The sequence below is a fragment of the uncultured Microbacterium sp. genome (genome assembly GCF_963524805.1).
Classification (GTDB): domain Bacteria; phylum Actinomycetota; class Actinomycetes; order Actinomycetales; family Microbacteriaceae; genus Microbacterium.
Window position 1 is genome coordinate 1 of the sequence record NZ_CAURGG010000001.1, and the last position, 17,191, is coordinate 17,191.

Here is a 17,191-nt window from a genome sequence, read left to right on the forward strand (position 1 = left end):
GGCGACGGCGGGGCGCGGCGTTGCCGTCGTGGTGCTCGTTGCCGCCGCCGTCGTGCGTGCCGGTGCCCTCGGCGGCGTCGTTCGCACCGTGCTCGGCGGGAACCTCGGGGACCGGGTTGCGGGTCGACGCGCCGGCAGACCCGTTCTGGCCGCCCGTCTCGCCGGTGCGGCGGCGACGACGGGTCGAAGACCCCTCGCGGTCGCCGGACGCGGGGCGTGCGGCATCCTGCGTCCTGACCGTCTGCGTGCGCGGCGCGGTGGTCAGGCGGCCCTTCGTGCCGGTGGGGATGTCCAGATCGGTGAACAGGTGCGGGCTGGACGAGTAGGTCTCGGTCGGCTCGGGCTGACCGAATTCGAGCGCGCGGTTGATCAGCGCCCACTTGTGCAGGTCGTCCCAGTCGACGAACGTCACCGCGATGCCGGTCTTGCCGGCACGGCCGGTGCGGCCGGCGCGGTGCAGGTAGGTCTTCTCGTCATCGGGGATCGTGTGGTTGATCACGTGGGTGACGTCATCCACGTCGATGCCGCGGGCGGCGACGTCGGTCGCGATCAGCACATCCTTCTTGCCGGCCTTGAACGCGGCCATCGAGCGCTCGCGCGCCTCCTGGCTCATGTCGCCGTGCACGGAGGCGGTGTTGAAGCCGCGGTCGCCGAGCTCGTCGGACAATCGCTGCGCCGCGCGTTTGGTCCGGGTGAAGATCACGGTCTTGCCGCGTCCATCGGCCTGCAGGATGCGGGCGATGACCTCGTCCTTGTCCATGTTGTGGGCGCGGTACACCAGGTGGCGGATGTTCGCCTGCGTCAGGCCCTCGTCGGGGTCCGTCGCGCGGATGTGGATGGGGTTGGTCATGAACCGCCGGGCCAGCGCCACGATGGGCCCCGGCATCGTCGCCGAGAACAGCTGAGTGTGGCGGATCGCCGGCACCTTCTGGAAGATCTTCTCGATGTCCGGGAGGAATCCCAGATCGAGCATCTTGTCGGCCTCGTCCAGCACGACCTCCGTCGCGTGGGACAGATCGAGCAGCCGCTGGTTGTTCAGGTCGATGAGGCGACCGGGCGTGCCGACGACGATCTGGGCGCCGGCCTTGAGCTGGTCGATCTGGCCCTCGTAGGCCTTGCCGCCGTAGATCGCCACGACGCTCGTCGAGCGGCCCTGCGTCAGCATGTCGATGTCCTCGTAGACCTGCACGCACAGCTCGCGCGTCGGCACCACGATGAGGGCCTTGACACCGTGAGCGGGGTCGGGTCCGAGGCGCTGGACCACGGGGATGCCGAAGCCGAACGTCTTGCCGGTGCCGGTCTTGGCCTGGCCGATGATGTCCTGGCCGGGCAGCCCGAGGGGGATGGTCTGCTCCTGGATGGGGAAAGCGTCGACGATGCCCTTCTGCGCGAGGGTTTCGACGATGTCCTGGTCGACGCCGAGTTCGGCGAAGGTCGTCACGATGTGAGCCTGTCCGGCAGTGAGATGCTGCCTTGTGGTGCCCTGGCGCTGTGCGATAAGTCGCCGCGCGGGCGGGGTGGGATCCACGCCCTATCTCTGCCACAGGCGCGGGAGCCCCGATCCGACGCCGGGGACTGACCTCCACGATACCGGCTCACCGCGCGACGAGCGGCAGCGCCTGGCGTCGGGCCAAGGGTTCGGGATGCCGCGCACCTATGCTGTAGCTCGTGGTGAAGTGGTTCTGGCAGCAGCGTCCGCAGGGGCGGAAGCTGCAGCTGCGCTCGCGGGACGAGGCGAACGACGCGCATCGCGTCGACTTCGAGGAGCTCGCTCCGGAGATCGACACGTTCCTCGGGCAGGCCGCCTACCTGCAGCTCGGCTACTTCGAGACGCTGTCGGAGCTGATCGCGTCGACGCCGGAGCTCGCCGAGAAGGAATCGCTTTCGCGGGCGGCAGGGGCCGCGCTGAAGAAGCACGAGGAGCTCGTGGCGCTCATCCGCGAGCGCGGCGACGATCCGACCAGCCTCATGCTGCCCTTCCGCGAGCCGCTGGACGCCTTCCGCCGCGCGACGCACGGCGTGCGCCCGCAGGAGACCCTGCTCTCGGTGCACATCACCGCCGGCATGCTCGACGATTTCTATCTCGCACTCTCCTCCAGCTACGGGGACACAGGGCGCAGAGTGGCCCGGATCCTCCGCGCCGACGATGACCGTCAGGCGATCGTCGACATCATCGCACTGACGATCGCGAGCGATCCCGAGTGGAAATCGCTCCTGGCCATGTGGGGTCGCCGCCTCGTGGGCGACACCCTGCTGATCGCCCGAGCGGCGCTGCGGCCGCCGACGCTGAGGATCGCGGACGAGCAGAAGGTCGAGCCGGTCTTCACCGACCTGATGGGCGCGCACTCCAAGCGCATGGATGCGATGGGACTGGCCGCGTAGGCCGCTGTCGACTCGGCCGCGGACTCAGCCGATCTTGAGCTGCGCGCGCTCCCGAGCATCGTGCGCGGTCCGCGCGCGGGCCAGGAGCACCAGCGCCGGGTAGGTCACGACGATCGGCACGACGAACGCCGACAGCCAGAGCCACGGGCTGTCCAGGCCGACGCCGGCCCACGTGAGGATCATCCACACCAGCCCTGCGGACGCGGCGCCCAGGACGGGCCCGAGCGCGACGCCGCGCGTGCCGCGGCCGCCCACCAGGAAGTGGACGGCGGCGCCGATGACGGCTCCGACGAGGAAGGCCAGGAGGATCTGCACGGCTGGGCTAAGCGACGAAGCCGACGCGGCGGGATTCCTCGGTGCCGAGCTCGATGTAGGCCAGGCTGGCGGTCGGGACGATGTAGCTCGTCCCCTTGGCGTCGGTGAAGCTCACGTGCGTCGCGCCGGCGTCCAGGGCGCTGGCGACCGCTTTCTTGACGTCGGCGGCGGGCTCGGCCGTCTCGAAGTTGAGTTCGCGTCCGGTGTTGGCGATGCCGATGCGGATCTCCACGTGAATGACCTCCTGCGGCGGGGCGTGCCCCGGGACCTCGTACGGCCGGATCCCCGGCGCGCATGGCAACTCTACGACACGGGTCGCGGGCGCCCGGCCGTGTGCGAAACGCTCTCGGCGAACGCGCGCTGTCGGTGGTGGACGGTAACTTCGAAGCCATGGACTCCGGTGGCGCACCCGACGTGGAGCGCACGCTGGACCGGCAGCAGGAGGCCGTCGCGGGGCTCGCCGCGACGGCATCCGGAGTCGTGGTCGGCGCCCCCGGGAGCGGCAAGACGACCGCGCTCGTCGCTCGGGCGGCACGGCTGGTGCGCGAGGGTGTCGACCCGGACGCGCTGCTCGTGCTGACGCCGTCGCGGCAGACGGCGACCGCACTGCGCGATCGGCTGGCAATCGCGGTCGACCGCGCGAGCTCCGGGCCGCTGGCCCGGTCGGTGGCGTCGTTCGCGTACCAGCTCGTCCGCGCGACCGAGGTCGCGGCGGGCGAGGAACCACCGCAGCTGCTCACCGGCGGCGACGAGGACCAGCTCATCGAGGACCTGCTCGAGGGCGATGCCGAGGACGAGGCGCACGGGCGCCGGCGCTGGCCCGACTGGCTCGGCGCGTCAGTGCGCTCCACGAAGGGCTTCCGCACGGAGGTGCGCACCTTCTTGGCCGAGTGCACGACGCTCGGTCTGGAGTCTGACCGGCTGCGTGCGCTCGGTGCCGCGCTGGAGGTTCCGGTCTGGGAGACGATGGCGTCGTTCATGGACGAGTACCTGCAGGTGCGCGCGGACATGCGCGGCGCGCATCGGGATGCCGCCGGGCTCGTGCGCGAGGCCGTCGGGGTGCTGCGCACCGCGGCGCGCGGCAGCGAGATCGCCGATCGGTTCTCGGTGATCCTCGTCGATGACGCTCAGGAGCTCACCCTCGGCGGTGTGGAGATGCTCGAGGCCTGTCTCGATCGTGGGATCGCCGTCCTGGCCTTCGGCGACCCCGACGTCGGTTCCGGGGCCTTCCGCGGCGCGACGCCCGACAACTTCGCGCGGCTGGCTTCGAGCCTCGGCGGCGTGACGGTGCTGAGGCAGGCCCACCGCGGCACGGCATGGCAGAACGAGCTGGTCCGGCAGGTCACGCAGCGCATCGGGGCGGTCGGAGTGGTCTCGCATCGCGGTCCGGCCACGGCTGCCGTGCCCGACGGGTCCGTGCGCGCGCTGACACTGCGCTCGGCCGCCGAGGAGTACGACGCGATCGCACGGCTGCTGCGCGAACGCCATGTGCACGACGGGGTGGCGTGGTCGCGGTGCGCGGTGATCGCCCATGACACGCGGCAGGTCACGGCGCTGGAGGCGGAGCTCGCCGCCCGCGAGGTGCCCACGCGCGCCAGCGGGCCCGGGCGCCCGCTCGGCACGCTCGCGCCCGTCCGCGACCTGCTGCGGCTCATCGAGCTGGCGGGCCGTCAGGAGTGGACCTTCGATGAGGTGGCCGGAGCGCTGCTGTCGACGGCAGGCCGCCTCGATCCGGTGGAGCTGCGGCGTCTGCGTTCAGCGCTGCGGCACGTGGCGCTTCGTCAGGCGCAGGAGCCGGGAGCGGAGCCGGCGCGTTCGGGCCGGGAGCTGCTCGTCTCCGCCATGCGGCAGCCCCTCGAGTTCGATCTGATCGACACGCGCGAAGCACGGCGGGCCGCGGCGCTCGCCCGCACGCTCGCGGTGCTGAACGACGAGCTCGATCGCGGAGCGACCGCACACGAGCTGCTCTGGACCGCCTGGGATCGCAGCGGCCTGCAGCGCCCGTGGTCCGAGCTCGCGCGTGGTCATGGTCCGCTGGCCGAGCAGGCGAACCGGGACCTCGACGCCGTCGTCGCGCTGTTCCAGGCAGCAAAGCGGTTCGTCGAGCGGTCGGTGGATGCCGATCCCCGCGTGTTCGTCCGCAGCATCCTCGACAGCGCGGTGGCCGAAGACCGCCTCGATGCGCCCGCCGACGGGGAGAAGGTGCGTATCCTCACGCCGGCCGGCGCCCTGGGCACCGAGTTCGACACTGTCGTGATCGCCGGCGTCCAGGACGGAGTGTGGCCGAACACGCGCCTGCGCGGCTCCCTCCTCGAGACCTGGCGCTTGACGGAGGCAGCCACCCGCACGGACGCGGGCGTGGCCTCGACGCTGGACAGACGGCGAGCGGCGATGCACGACGAGCTGCGTCTCCTCGCGCGCGCCCTCTCGCGCGCGACGAGCCGCGCCTTCGTCACCGCCGTCGACGACGATGACACAGGTCCCAGCGTGTTCTTCGAATTCCTGCCGGATCCCGAGAGCTACCCGCTCGATCATCCGCTCTCCCTGCGCGGGCTCGTGGCGCAGCATCGCCGGGCGCTGACCGAGCCGATCAGTCGCAGCCGAGCCGAGCACGCCGCTCAGCAGCTCGCCCTCCTCGCCGACGCCGGCGTGGCCGGCGCTGCACCCCGGGAATGGTTCGGTGTGGCAGCGCCCACGTCTCAGGGGCCTCTGCGCGACCTGGCCGTCGAGGACGTCCGCGTCTCGCCGTCCCGGCTGCACACCCTCGAGGAGTGCGAGCTCAACTGGGTGATCGGCGACCTGGGCGGCGATCCGGGCGGGACGACGGCGGGCCTGGGCACGATCATCCACGCCGCACTCGAGCACGCGGCCGGGTCGGACGAGGCGAGTCTGTGGGCGGAGGTCGAGTCGCGCTGGGGCGAGCTCACCTTCGAAGCGCCGTGGCGCGACCGCGCCGAGTCCGCCCGCGCGCGCGACCTCATCCGCCGTCTGCATCTCTACCTGCGCCGCTTCGAGGCCGACGGCGGGACGCTGATCGGCGCGGAGCCTCACTTCGAAGTGGCCATCCCGCTCGAGGACGCCGAGGCGTTCGAGCACGGGGCGATCCTCTCCGGGTACATCGACCGCGTCGAGCTGACGCCGGAAGGCGCGGTGGTGATCGTCGACCTCAAGACGGGCAAGCGCGAACCGCAGACAGACGCGAAAGTGCTCGACAATCCGCAGCTCGGCGCCTACCAGCTCGCCTTCGAATCCGGAGCGATCCCCGCTGCGGCCGGGCTGCCTGCCGGGGGAGCGAAGCTGCTGGTGCTCCGGCCGACCGCCACCCGATCCGACTATGCGACGCCATGGCAGCCACCGTTCGACGACGAGCAGCGTGCGGCCTTCTACACGCGCATCCGCAGGGCGGTGGGCGTGATGCGCGGCATCTCGTTCACCGCGCCCTACGAGGACCACTGCCGCGACGAGCACTCCTACGGGCTGTGCCGCATCCACACGATCGGCGCGGTGAGCGCATCATGACAGCAGCTGTGACCACCGGCATCCTGTCGGCCGCCGCGATCGCCGCCGCGCTCGGTCAGTTCCCGCCGACCGCGGAACAGACCGCAGTGATCGAAGCGCCGCTCGAACCCGCCCTCGTGGTCGCCGGCGCCGGCAGCGGGAAAACAGAGACGATGGCCGCGCGCGTGGTCTGGCTCGTCGCCAACCGGCTGGTGCGCCGCGACGAGGTGCTCGGGCTCACCTTCACCCGCAAGGCCGCCGGAGAGCTGGGCGAGCGCATTCAGCGCCGGCTTCAACGGCTCGCCGAGTTCGAGCGGCGCGGTCTTCTCGCCGACCTCGGAGCGCTGCATGACGCGGGGCGGCTCGACGTGTTCGGCGCACTGGAGCGCGCGGGGGGAGAGGGCGCGAAGGCGGCCGCCGCTCGCGCCGAGGCGCTGGACGCCCTTGCCGCCGACCTCGGGTCGCAGGCCGAGGCGTCGGACGACGACACACTGCTTCATCGGCCGACAGTCGCCACCTACAACAGCTTCGCCGACCAGATCGTCCGCGAGCACGCGGTGCGGATCGGCCGCGATGCCGAGGCGGCGATCCTCTCCGAATCCGCCGCGTGGCTGCTCATGCGCCGTGTCGTCTTCACCTCGGACGATCCGCGACTGGAGGAACGCGGAGAGGCCGTGCGCAGCATCGTCGACGCAGCGCTGCGGATCGCCCGCGACGGCGTGGACAATCTGGTCTCCTTCGATGAACTGGCCGCGTTTCCGCAACGCTTCCGCGATGTGCTCGAGCGTCCCTCGACTCGACGGGGCACCGTCGTCTACAGCGACGTCGCCGAGGCCGAGGAGAAGGTCGGCGCGCTTGCGCTGCTCGCAGACCTCGCGACGGAGTATGCCGCCGAGAAGCAGCGCGTCGGCGTGCTCGACTTCTCGGACCAGGTCGCCGGTGCTCTCGAGGTCGTCCGCGCTCATCCCGCCGTCGCCGCAGAGCTGCGAGACCGCTACCGCGTGGTGCTGCTGGATGAATACCAGGACACGTCGGTCGTCCAGACCGACCTGCTGTCGACGCTGTTCGCCCGGACCGCCGTGATGGCCGTAGGTGACCCGCACCAGGCCATCTACGGCTGGCGCGGCGCCAGCGCGGGAAACCTCGGCGGATTCGCCGACGCGTTCAACCCGCGGGCGCGCAGTGCGCAGTTCTCCCTGGCCACCAGCTGGCGCAACAGCGCTCGTGTGCTGTCGGCGGCGAACGCGGTGCTGGCGCCGCTCGCGGCGAGGGCCTCGATCGCAGTCGACGAACTGCGCGCCCGTCCGTCGGCTCCGCGCGGTGAGGTCCAGCTGGCCTTCGACACGGACCTGGACGCCGAGGCGGACCGTGTCGCCGAGTGGTTCGGTGGCGTGCGCGACGAGCGGTCCGCGGCGGGCTCTCGGACGACCGGGGCGATCCTCTTCCGCAGCAAGAAGCACATGGTGCGCTTCGGCGACGCGCTGGGCAGGCGCGGGATCCCGCACCGCATCCTGGGGCTGGGCGGGCTCCTGTCCACACCCGAAGTGGTCGATGTGGTCTGCGCGCTGCGCGTCGTCAGCGACCCGAGCGCCGGATCGGCGCTCATCCGCCTGCTCTCCGGCCCGCGATGGACGATCGGTCTGCCCGACCTGCGGGAACTCGCGGCATTGGCTCGACGCATCGCCCGCCACGACGCCGCCCTCCAGCCGCTCGCGCCCGAGGTCGTCGAGCGGATCCGCGCAAGCGCGGGCGAAGACGACGGCTCGCTGATCGACGCCCTCGATTTCCTCCTGCGCCACCCGGCCGACCACGGCTGGCTCGCCGGGTTCACGCCGGACGCGCGCGCGCGTCTGCGCGAGGCGGCATCGGTCTTCTCCGGCCTGCGGCGGGCGGTGGGGATGCCGATCCCCGATCTCGTGCGCCTGATCGAGCTCGAGCTGCGCCTGGACATCGAGCTGGCCTCGAACGAGTCGCGCGGCCCGGCGCGCATCGCATCGGCGCAGCTGCGCGCCTTCGTCGACGAGCTGCACGCGTTCCTGGCCGCCGACGAGTCGGGGTCGATCTCCAACCTGCTGGCATGGCTCGATCATGCCGAGCAGCTGGACGAGTTCGCGCCGCGCACCGAGCCGCCCGAGGATGACGTCGTGCAGCTGCTGACGATCCACGGCTCGAAGGGCCTCGAGTGGGACGCGGTGGCCGTGGTTCGCCTCGTCAAGGACGAGCTGCCGAGCATGCCGCGCGACACGAAGGGATGGCTGGGATTCGGCATCCTGCCGTACTCATTCCGCGGAGATGCCCGCTGGCTGCCGGTGCTGCCGTGGGAGCGCGATGCCGCCCCGACCCAGCAGGACCTGAAGGCCGCCATCGATGCCTTCGTCGCCGCGAACCGCGCCCGCCAGCTCGACGAGGACCGTCGTCTCGCCTACGTGGCCGTCACCCGGGCGCGTGATCACCTGCTGCTGACCGGAGCGAGCTGGTCGGGCACGAAGCGGCCGCGCGAGCGCAGCGTCTTCCTCACCGAGATCGCCGACGCCCTGGCGGTGGAGCTGCCCGACGACGACCCCGGAGAGGATCCCTACCTCGGGGAGCGGCGGGTCCTGCAATGGCCCATCGATCCGCTCGGCGCTCGCCGCGAGCGCGTCCGATCCGCGGCGGCGGCTGTGGAGGCGGCGCTGGGCGCTCCGCGCGCCGAGCCGGAGCGGGATGCCGCGCTGCTGCTGGCCGAGCGCGAGGAGCGTCATGGCCCCACGACACCGCTGGCGCCCACCCGCATCGCAGCCTCGCGCTACAAGGAGTTCGTCGCCGACTACGCCGGGACCGTCGCCCGCATCACCCGCCCTCTGCCGGAGCGGCCCTTCCGCCAGACGCGGCTCGGCACTCTCTTCCACGCATGGGTCGAGCAGCGCTCGGGAAAAGTCGGCACCGCGCGATCGATCGATGACGCGCTGTGGGAGCTGGACGAAGATGCACCGGAGAGCACCGCCTCTGCGCAGGACGCGGCGACGCTGGCGCGGCTGCAGTCCAACTTCGCAGCGTCCGAATGGGGCGATCTCAGCCCCATCGAGGTCGAGACCGAGATCGATTTCACCGAGACGGGTCTGGACGGGCGGCCGCACGTGATCATCTGCAAGCTCGACGCCGTCTTCCGCCGGGCGGATCGTGGTGGCCGTATCGAGATCGTCGACTGGAAGACGGGCGCACCGCCGCGCACCGAGGCGGAACGCGACGAGCGGATGCTCCAGCTCGAGCTGTATCGACGGGCGTTCCACGCCAAGCACGCAGTGCCGCTCTCGCAGATCGACGTCGCGCTCTACTACGTCGCGGACGATCTCGTGCTGCGCGCCTGACGGCGCGGCTGTCGCCGCTACTCCGAGAGCCAGCGCCGCAGGGCGGCGTCGGATGCGCGATCGGCATCGGCCTGCGCGTCCGCGTCCTCGGCGCCCGAGCCCACGGGGGGATCGGTCAACTCGCCGCGGCGGACGAAGGCCGAGATGTCGATCGGCGCCGTCGACTCGTCATGGAATCCGCCGGGGGTCTCTGCCGCCGGCGGCGCCTCCGCCGCGGGATCCAGCTCCTCATCCGCTTCATCGTTCGACACCCACAGCGCCAGCTCGTCAGGGTCGTACGCATCCGTATGCATCGACGTGTCATGCGGGAACGCGTCAGCGGGCTCCGACGCGCCGTCGGGCACGCGGTCCAGCAGCGCGATCGCCTCATCGACACCCAGGGATGCAGCGGGAACGATGTCATCTCCGCGCACTCCTGCCGCGAGCGAATCCAGCAGTCTGACGGCGTCCTCGACGATGTCCGCGCGCCCCGCCTCATGACCGTGGACCAGCCACTTGGCGAACTCCAGCTCGGCGTACAGACGCGCCCGCGACCGCACGAGCTGATCGGGGGCGCGGTCGCTGTGGCTCACATAGGCGGCGTAGACGTCGTCCGCGGCGGTGGGCGCCGAAGCCAGCCACTGCAGGTCGACCGCAGGGTCGCCCACCGAGAGGCCGTGCCACTCCAGAACTCCGGTCACGCGGGGAACGGCATCCACATCCTCGAAGAAGAACGACGCCGCACCGGCGCCGCCGAGGACCACGGCCGATTCGAAACGCCACAGCTCGTCAGCCTCCACCGCGCGCCGCCAGCGTTCGAGCAGGACGGCGGGAGCGGACCGGGTGGCCTCGACGCGATCGATCAGGCGGGAGACGTCGTCGCGCACCTGCTGCGGGCTGCGGACGGGCAGCCCTTCGGTGCGCACGATCGACAGCGGCAGTGCGTGCAGAGCAGCAAGCGCTTCGCCGATCGAGGTGGCGGCGCCGCGACCGGAGGGAAGGTGGGCGGCGTCCACCCGGTAGCCGGGGAGGAAGTCGACGACGACGGCACGGGCGTCGCCCAGGCCCGTCTCGCCGAGCAGCTCCGGCGCGCGGAACGGCAGCAGTCCGCGCACCCCGGGCGTGAGCGCGCGCAGGGCGCGGGCCTCGGCGGCCAGTTCGCTTCCTGCATCCGCGTCGGCCGGTGCGCGCACGACGACGCGTCGTCCGTCGTCGAGTTCGGCCAGAGCGGCGTCGTAGCGGCCCGTCGCACCCTCGGTCAGAACGCCGACTCCGACGACGCCGACCCGGGGCAGAGCCGAAGTCACGGACGCGGCTAGAGTGAGGGGTGAGCGTGCCATGTGCCCAGGGTAGGTCGGGTGCGCTCGTGCGCCCCCGCGCCACGCCCGGCTTGTCGGCCAGCAGCAAGAGAGGTCTTCGATGACGCCGTCCGACAGCACGCAGGCTGAACCGGCCGAGAGCGTCCCCGCCGGTCGCGCACAGCCCCCGCTCGCGCGGTCGGGTCTGGACCGCGCGGCCGAAGAGCGCGCGATGCCCGATCTGCTCGAGCGGTCGCGTGCGGATGCCGCGACGCGGGTGCTCGTGCTCAACGGCGATCTCGCTCCGCTGGCCGCCGCCGACGCACTTGAGTGGGTCGAGCCGGAGGCGGCACCCGACGGGGCCGAATGGGCGTTCCTCGGGCGCCGCGACGACGGAACCGCCCTGCTGACCGCGGCGTCGCCGCGCGCCGAACGGGAGCCGTTCCTTGCACCGGCGGGATGGGCTGCCCTGCGCGCCGTGGGCGGCGGCCTTGCACCGACCGAGGCCGGGGCGTTCGTCGAGGCGCTGAGCCTCGGACGGTGGCTGATCGAGGCTCCGTTCTGCTCGGCGTGCGGCACCCGCACGGAGGTGCGCAACGCCGGGTGGTCGCGGCATTGCCCTTCCTGCGGAAGGGAGCACTTCCCGCGGACGGATCCCGCGGTGATCGTGGCCATCACCAGCCGTGCGCACCCGGATCGCCTGCTCCTCGGGTCGAACGCGATGTGGGCGGACAACCGCTTCTCGTGCTTCGCGGGCTTCGTCGAAGCTGGCGAATCGCTCGAGGCCGCTGTGGCGCGCGAAGTGCGCGAAGAAGCGGGTGTCGAGGTGATCGACGTGGCCTATCGCGGGTCCCAGGCATGGCCCTATCCGCGATCGCTCATGCTGGGCTTCCTGGCGGCTGCGGCCGACGACACGGCGGCGGAGGCCGACGGTGAGGAGATCCTCGCGGTGCGCTGGTTCGAGCGTTCCGAGATCGGCGCGGGCCTCGCGGGCCGGACCGATCTGCTGCTGCCAGGACCCGCCTCGATCGCGCACAGCCTGATCAGCGACTGGTACGCGAGCACCGGATGAGCGAACGTGCGCTGCAGGGCCTGGACGAACGGCAGCTCGAGGCGGTGACGGCGCTGCGCGGCCCGGTCGTCGTCCTCGCCGGCGCGGGGACGGGCAAGACCCGCGTGATCACGCACCGCATCGCCCACGGTGTCGACACCGGCGCCTATTCTCCCGGCCGCGTGATGGCGGTCACCTTCACGGCGAAGGCCGCGGGAGAGATGCGCGGGCGCCTGCGTGCGCTCGGCGTCGAAGGCGTCGCGGCCCGCACGTTCCACGCGGCCGCGCTCGCGCAGCTCAACTACTTCTGGCCGACGGTGGCGGGGGATTCGGCGCCCGGCATCGTCGATAACAAGGTGCGCCTGCTCGCTCACGCCGCCGACGCGATGGGCATCGAGCCCGACACCGCGACCCTGCGCGATGTCGCGAGCGAGATCGAGTGGCGCAAGGTCACCATGCGCAGCATCGAGCAGTACGCGGCGGCGCGACCCGACGGGGTGGGACGACTGGATGTCTCGCGGGTGGCCGATCTGCAGCGGGCGTACGAGAAGCTGAAGGACCAGCGGCGTCAGCTCGATTTCGAGGACGTGCTGCTGGCGTGCGCCGGCATGCTCGAGGCCGAGCCCCACGTCGCGGCATCCGTCCACGAGCAGTACCGGCATTTCACGGTCGACGAGTTCCAGGACGTCTCGCCGCTGCAGCACCGCCTCCTCGAGCTGTGGCGGGGAGATCGACGCGACATCTGCGTCGTGGGCGATGCGAGCCAGACGATCTACTCCTTCGCCGGTGCCGACGCCCGCTTCCTGCTGGAGTTCGGCCAGGCCCACGAAGACGCGCGGGTTGTGCGTCTGGAGACGAATTACCGATCGGATGCGGCCATCCTCGCGGTCGCGAACGAGCTCATGCGCGGCCGACCGGGTGCACTCGAGCTGACCGCCGCCCCGGCGAAGTCCGCCGCCCCGCCCGCGGACCCGCCCACCGTGACCGCCTACGAGGACGACGTCGCCGAAGCGCGGGGCGTGGCCGCTCAGGTGGCCGATCGCATCTCCTCGGGCGTCGATCCGCGACGGATCGCGATCCTCTATCGCGCGCACTCCCAGTCCGCCGAGCTCGTGCGCGCCCTCGCCGATCGCGGCATCGCGGCGTCAGTGCTGGGGGGACGCCGGTTCTTCGAGGTCCCGGAGGTCCGCCAGGCGGTGATGGCGCTGCGCGGAGCTTCGGTGGCTCCGCTCGAGCGCGGCTTCATCGATGCCGTCCGCGACGTGCTGCGCTCGTTGGGCCTGACCGACGAGCCGCCGCAGGCCGGTGGTGCACTGCGCGACGCCTGGGAAGCTCGCAGCGCGATCCTGCGGCTGGCGGAGGAGTCGCCGGAAGGCACGTCGCTGCGAGCCTTCACGGATGAGCTGCACGCCCGGGCCAAGGCGCAGCACGAGCCGGCTCTGCGCACGGTGACACTCGCCACCCTGCACGCGGCGAAGGGACTCGAATGGGACCACGTGCACCTGCTCGGCGTCGCCGAGGGCCTGCTGCCGATCAGCTACGCGTCCACCTTCGAGCAGGTCGACGAGGAGCGGCGACTGGCGTACGTCGGCGTCACGCGGGCCGGGCGAACTCTGACGCTGTCGTGGTCGCGTGGGACGCGGGAGCGTCAGCCGTCGCGGTTCCTGCGAGAGATCGGCACCGGCACTCTGCGTGCGGACGGTGCGCGCTCAGGGGGCGGTGGAGCGAACCCGCGCGCAGGGACAGCGAATGGCCGAGCAGGCGCGGCCGGCCCCGCTCGGCGGCGATGACCAGCGCCGCGCCGGCGAAGGCAGCCTCCGTCACCATCGCGCGGCTGACCTCGGGGGCACGCCGGGCCAGCAGCTGAGCCGCGAGGTGGGGCCAGGCGGGATCGGCGTCGCGCCGATGAGCCGCGATGCACATCAGGCACGCGGTCTGTCCCGGCACCACGACCGGCCCGACCTCGGCTACAGACCCGGTGAGGACGAGGGGCATGTGCGTGATGTCGGCGGCCATAAGAGCGGAGACCCGCCGCGGCTGCACGAGGTGGTGCGCGAGGACGATCACCGCGTCACCGCCCTCGACGGCTTCCTGGGGTGCACCGAACCACGTCGTCTCTTGCACCTCCAGACCCGCCATCGTCAGCGACTCCGCGACCAGCTCCCGGTGGTCACGCGCGAAGCCGTCCGGAGTCTGCAGAGCCACCCGGATCGGCACCGGCACGGTCAGGAGCGCTCGCGCCAGGAGGCCGACGAAATCCGCGGCGGCATTCTCGGTGGCCCCGAGCGCGATCGCCAACGGGTCCAGCGCCTCCTCGGGAACGCCGCGCTCGAGTTCGCCGATGAGCCGCAGCTGCCACGGCGTGGGCTCCTCGATGACCGCCACCCCCTCCACCCCGAACTGCAGTGTCGACAGCGAGCGCCAGAGCGGCGGAAAGGCCGGGTCGAGTCGCAGCATGCGCTCGATTGTTCCGCGCCCGGTTCGCCGCACACGGTTTTCCACAGGTCCGCACGCCGAGCGGTGCTCCGCTCGGTGCTGGGGAGGAAGGGACGGAGCGCGTCCTCAGACGGGTCGAGGATCCTCCGCCGGGCCGTCCTCGCCATCGGGAGGGGTCGAGCCGCCCGACGGAGTCGAGCCGCCCGACGGGGCCGCGCCCGGATTTTCGCCGGCCAGCAGGCGTGCCAGCGCGTCGTCCATCTCATCGGGGGCCGGCTCCTCGCCGCGCGCGCGTGCCTCCAGCCGCGCGACGAGCGCCGCCGGGTCGTCGATGTCCTCGGCGGTCGGCATGAGGTCCGGGTAGTCCCAGAGCGCATCCCGGCCCGCCACGCCCACGGCATCGGTCACCGCGCGCCACATCGCCGCGGCTTCGCGCATACGGCGGGGCCGCAGTTCCAAGCCGACCAGTGAACTGAGCGCCTGCTCGGCAGGCCCGCCCACGGCGCGTCGGCGACGCACGGCCTCGGCGACCCGGTCGGCCGACGGCAGGCGCGCCGTGGCGCCCTCCGTGACGACGTCCACCCAGCCCTCGATCGTGGCCAGCAGGTTCTCGAGTCGGGTGAGGGCCGCGCTCTGCGCTTCGGAGCGGGTGGGCAGCAGCGCGCCGCTCTCCAGCGCCCGACGCAGCTCGTCGGGCTCCGACGGATCGAAGCGCGAAGCGAGGTCTTCGAGGGCGTCGGTGTCGACATGGATGCCGCGCGCGAAGTCCGTGATCTGCGACAGGACGTGCAACCGCAGCCAGCGGGCGTGGCGGAACAGGCGCGCATGCGCCAGCTCGCGCGTCGCGATGTACAGCGCGAGCTGGTCCGCGGGGATCTCGAGGTCCCGCCCGAAATCCGCGAAGTTCTGCGGCAGGATCACGGCCTCGCCGTCGGGCAGCAGCGGGATGCCGACATCGCCTCCGCTGACGACCTCCTTGGACAGGTTGCCGACGACCTGGCCGAGCTGCGAGGCGAACAGCGATCCGCCCACCGTCCGCATGAGGCGACCGGCTCCCTGCACCAGGCCCTGCATCTCTTCGGGAGCCTGATCGCGCAATGCCGCGGTGAGGGCGTCCGCGATGCTGGTCGCGACCGGCTCGGCGAGCTCCTGCCACACCGGCAGGGTCGCCTCGACCCAGCCTCCGCGGGTCATCGTCCGCGGGGGAGACGGCAGATCCGAGATGGTGGTCGCCTCGCTCAGCCACAGCGACGCGAGTGAGAAGGCCTGATCCAGATCCGTGCGCTGGCCGTCGGTGATGCCCAGACCGTCCTGGTTGGCGATGTGCAGCGCCTGACGTTTCGCCAGGTCCCACGAGATGCCCTCGTCGGAGCCGCTCGCGAACGCACCCTGCAGGTGCTGCATCACCGTCTGCATCATCGCGGGATCGATGCCCATGCCCGAAAGCCGGGCGAGCTGCTCCGGGTCGATCTCGGCACCGGCACCTCCGAACAGCTGCCGGATCATCTCCTGGAACTGCTCTTCGGGACTCTGGTCGTCGTCGCGGTCGAACTCTGCCACTTCAGCCGCCTCTCAGCCGGGTCATGACCTCGCGCTCTACGCTAGTCGCACGGATCATCGCACTTCCCGGCACGGACCTTTCCCCTGTACGCCGGTCGCGAACGACCAGGCAGAGAAAGGTCCCTCGTGGCGCTGTTCGACGAGAACGTCACCATCACGCCCCGCCCGCCGCGCCGGATGTCGCGCGGAATGGTGGCCGGCATCTGGGCGCTGACCGTCGCGCTCGTGGTGCTCCTGATCATCACGTTCCTGCCGACCTCCTACGTGATCCAGCGGCCCGGGCCGGTGTACAACACCCTGGGCACGACCGAGTCCACGCAGGGCACCCAGGTGCCGCTCATCTCCGTCCAAGGGGCGGAGACGTTCCCGACGGAGGGAGCGCTGGATCTGCTGACGGTGCAGGTGGTCGGAAACCGCGAGCGGACCCCGTCGTGGTTCGAGCTGGCGACCGCCTGGTTCGACCCGAGCAAAGCCGTCCTGCCCATCGACGCCGTCTTCCCCGAGGGCGAGACGACCGAGCAGCGCAACGAGCAGAGCGCCGCGATGATGGTCGACTCCCAGAAGGAGGCGACCGCGGCCGCCCTGACCGAGCTGGGCTACGACGTGGATGCCGAGCTGACGGTCTATTCGTTCACCGACGACTCGGCATCCCAAGGAGTGCTCGAAGAGGGCGACGTGATCATCTCCGCGAACGGCGAGGCGGTCACGGATGCCGGCGCCCTCCGCGAGATCGTGAATCAGGGATCCGGTGAGCCGGTCGAGCTCGACATCGTGCGCGACGCCCAGGAGCAGTCGGTGTCGGTCATGCCGAAGGAGACCGAAGTCGACGGCGAGACGCTGTGGCTGCTCGGCATCACACTGACCAACGACTTCGAGTTCCCCATCGACGTCACGATCCAGCTGAACAACGTCGGCGGTCCGAGTGCCGGAATGATGTTCGCGCTGGGGATCATCGACACCCTCACTCCCGAGCAGCTCAACGGCGGCGAGACGGTCGCGGGGACCGGGACGATCGATGCTGAGGGAGTGGTCGGGCCGATCGGCGGCATCCGGCAGAAGATGTGGGGCGCGGTGGGCGCGGGTGCGAAGTGGTTCCTGGCGCCGGCGGACAACTGCGACGAGGTCGTCGGCTACGTCCCGGACGGTCTGCGGGTCTTCTCCGTCGAGACGCTCGACGATTCGCTCGCGGTGCTGGACGCCGTGCGCGACGACGGTGACTTCGCGTCGCTGCCGACCTGCGAGACCTCCGCCGCCGCGGCTGCGCCCGCCGCCGGTTGAGCCGCAGCGACCGCTTCGCGCACAGCGCAACTCACGAGGCAGCTGGG

General features: G+C 71.5%; 11 protein-coding genes. 6 read left to right on the forward strand and 5 right to left on the reverse strand.

The window, feature by feature from the left end; genetic code table 11:
- Positions 1-1,441: DEAD/DEAH box helicase (locus RWQ91_RS00005; RefSeq protein ID WP_314501605.1), on the reverse strand; the 1,441-nt coding region annotated here is incomplete at its 3' end.
- 227 nt (positions 1,442-1,668) lie between these two features.
- On the opposite strand from RWQ91_RS00005, the gene RWQ91_RS00010 reads away from it, so the two are divergent.
- The gene (locus RWQ91_RS00010) at positions 1,669-2,382 is read left to right on the forward strand and encodes a ferritin-like fold-containing protein (protein ID WP_314501608.1); all 714 of its coding nucleotides are present in this window, start codon (positions 1,669-1,671) and stop codon (positions 2,380-2,382) included.
- Between the two features lie 24 nt (positions 2,383-2,406).
- On the opposite strand, the gene RWQ91_RS00015 is transcribed toward RWQ91_RS00010, so the two are convergent.
- Positions 2,407-2,697, reverse strand: a complete 291-nt coding sequence (locus RWQ91_RS00015; RefSeq protein ID WP_314501609.1) for a hypothetical protein — start codon at positions 2,695-2,697, stop codon at positions 2,407-2,409.
- Positions 2,698-2,704: 7 nt separating this feature from the next.
- On the reverse strand, positions 2,705-2,929 hold the full coding sequence (locus RWQ91_RS00020) for a DUF3107 domain-containing protein (protein WP_314501611.1): 225 nt from the start codon (positions 2,927-2,929) through the stop codon (positions 2,705-2,707).
- 158 nt (positions 2,930-3,087) lie between these two features.
- Here RWQ91_RS00020 and RWQ91_RS00025 point away from each other — a divergent pair, with 158 nt between their 5' ends.
- Both RWQ91_RS00025 and RWQ91_RS00030 read left to right on the forward strand, forming a co-directional pair.
- Positions 3,088-6,216 carry an ATP-dependent DNA helicase gene (locus RWQ91_RS00025; RefSeq protein ID WP_314501613.1) on the forward strand — a complete coding sequence of 1,043 codons (3,129 nt, stop codon included), beginning with the start codon at positions 3,088-3,090 and terminating at the stop codon, positions 6,214-6,216.
- Entirely contained in the window at positions 6,213-9,542 is a 3,330-nt protein-coding gene (locus tag RWQ91_RS00030; protein WP_314501615.1) for an ATP-dependent DNA helicase, read from the forward strand. The genes RWQ91_RS00025 and RWQ91_RS00030 overlap by 4 nt, the downstream gene beginning before the upstream one ends.
- 17 nt (positions 9,543-9,559) lie before the next feature.
- Here RWQ91_RS00030 and RWQ91_RS00035 read toward each other — a convergent pair whose 3' ends face one another.
- Entirely contained in the window at positions 9,560-10,861 is a 1,302-nt protein-coding gene (locus RWQ91_RS00035; RefSeq protein ID WP_314501616.1) for a phosphotransferase, read from the reverse strand.
- A 79-nt stretch (positions 10,862-10,940) separates the two neighbouring features.
- Here RWQ91_RS00035 and nudC point away from each other — a divergent pair, with 79 nt between their 5' ends.
- Together nudC and RWQ91_RS00045 are read left to right on the forward strand one after the other, a co-directional pair.
- The gene (nudC, locus tag RWQ91_RS00040; protein ID WP_399545565.1) at positions 10,941-11,891 is read left to right on the forward strand and encodes an NAD(+) diphosphatase; all 951 of its coding nucleotides are present in this window, start codon (positions 10,941-10,943) and stop codon (positions 11,889-11,891) included.
- Entirely contained in the window at positions 11,888-13,660 is a 1,773-nt protein-coding gene (locus RWQ91_RS00045; RefSeq protein WP_314501617.1) for an ATP-dependent helicase, read from the forward strand. The genes nudC and RWQ91_RS00045 overlap by 4 nt, the downstream gene beginning before the upstream one ends.
- 772 nt (positions 13,661-14,432) lie before the next feature.
- Here RWQ91_RS00045 and RWQ91_RS00050 read toward each other — a convergent pair.
- Positions 14,433-15,812, reverse strand: coding sequence for a zinc-dependent metalloprotease (locus RWQ91_RS00050; protein WP_314502877.1), 1,380 nt, complete (start codon positions 15,810-15,812; stop codon positions 14,433-14,435).
- A 180-nt stretch (positions 15,813-15,992) separates the two neighbouring features.
- On the opposite strand from RWQ91_RS00050, the gene RWQ91_RS00055 reads away from it, so the two are divergent.
- Positions 15,993-17,144, forward strand: a complete 1,152-nt coding sequence (locus tag RWQ91_RS00055; RefSeq protein ID WP_314501620.1) for a S16 family serine protease — start codon at positions 15,993-15,995, stop codon at positions 17,142-17,144.
- Positions 17,145-17,191 lie beyond the last annotated feature (47 nt).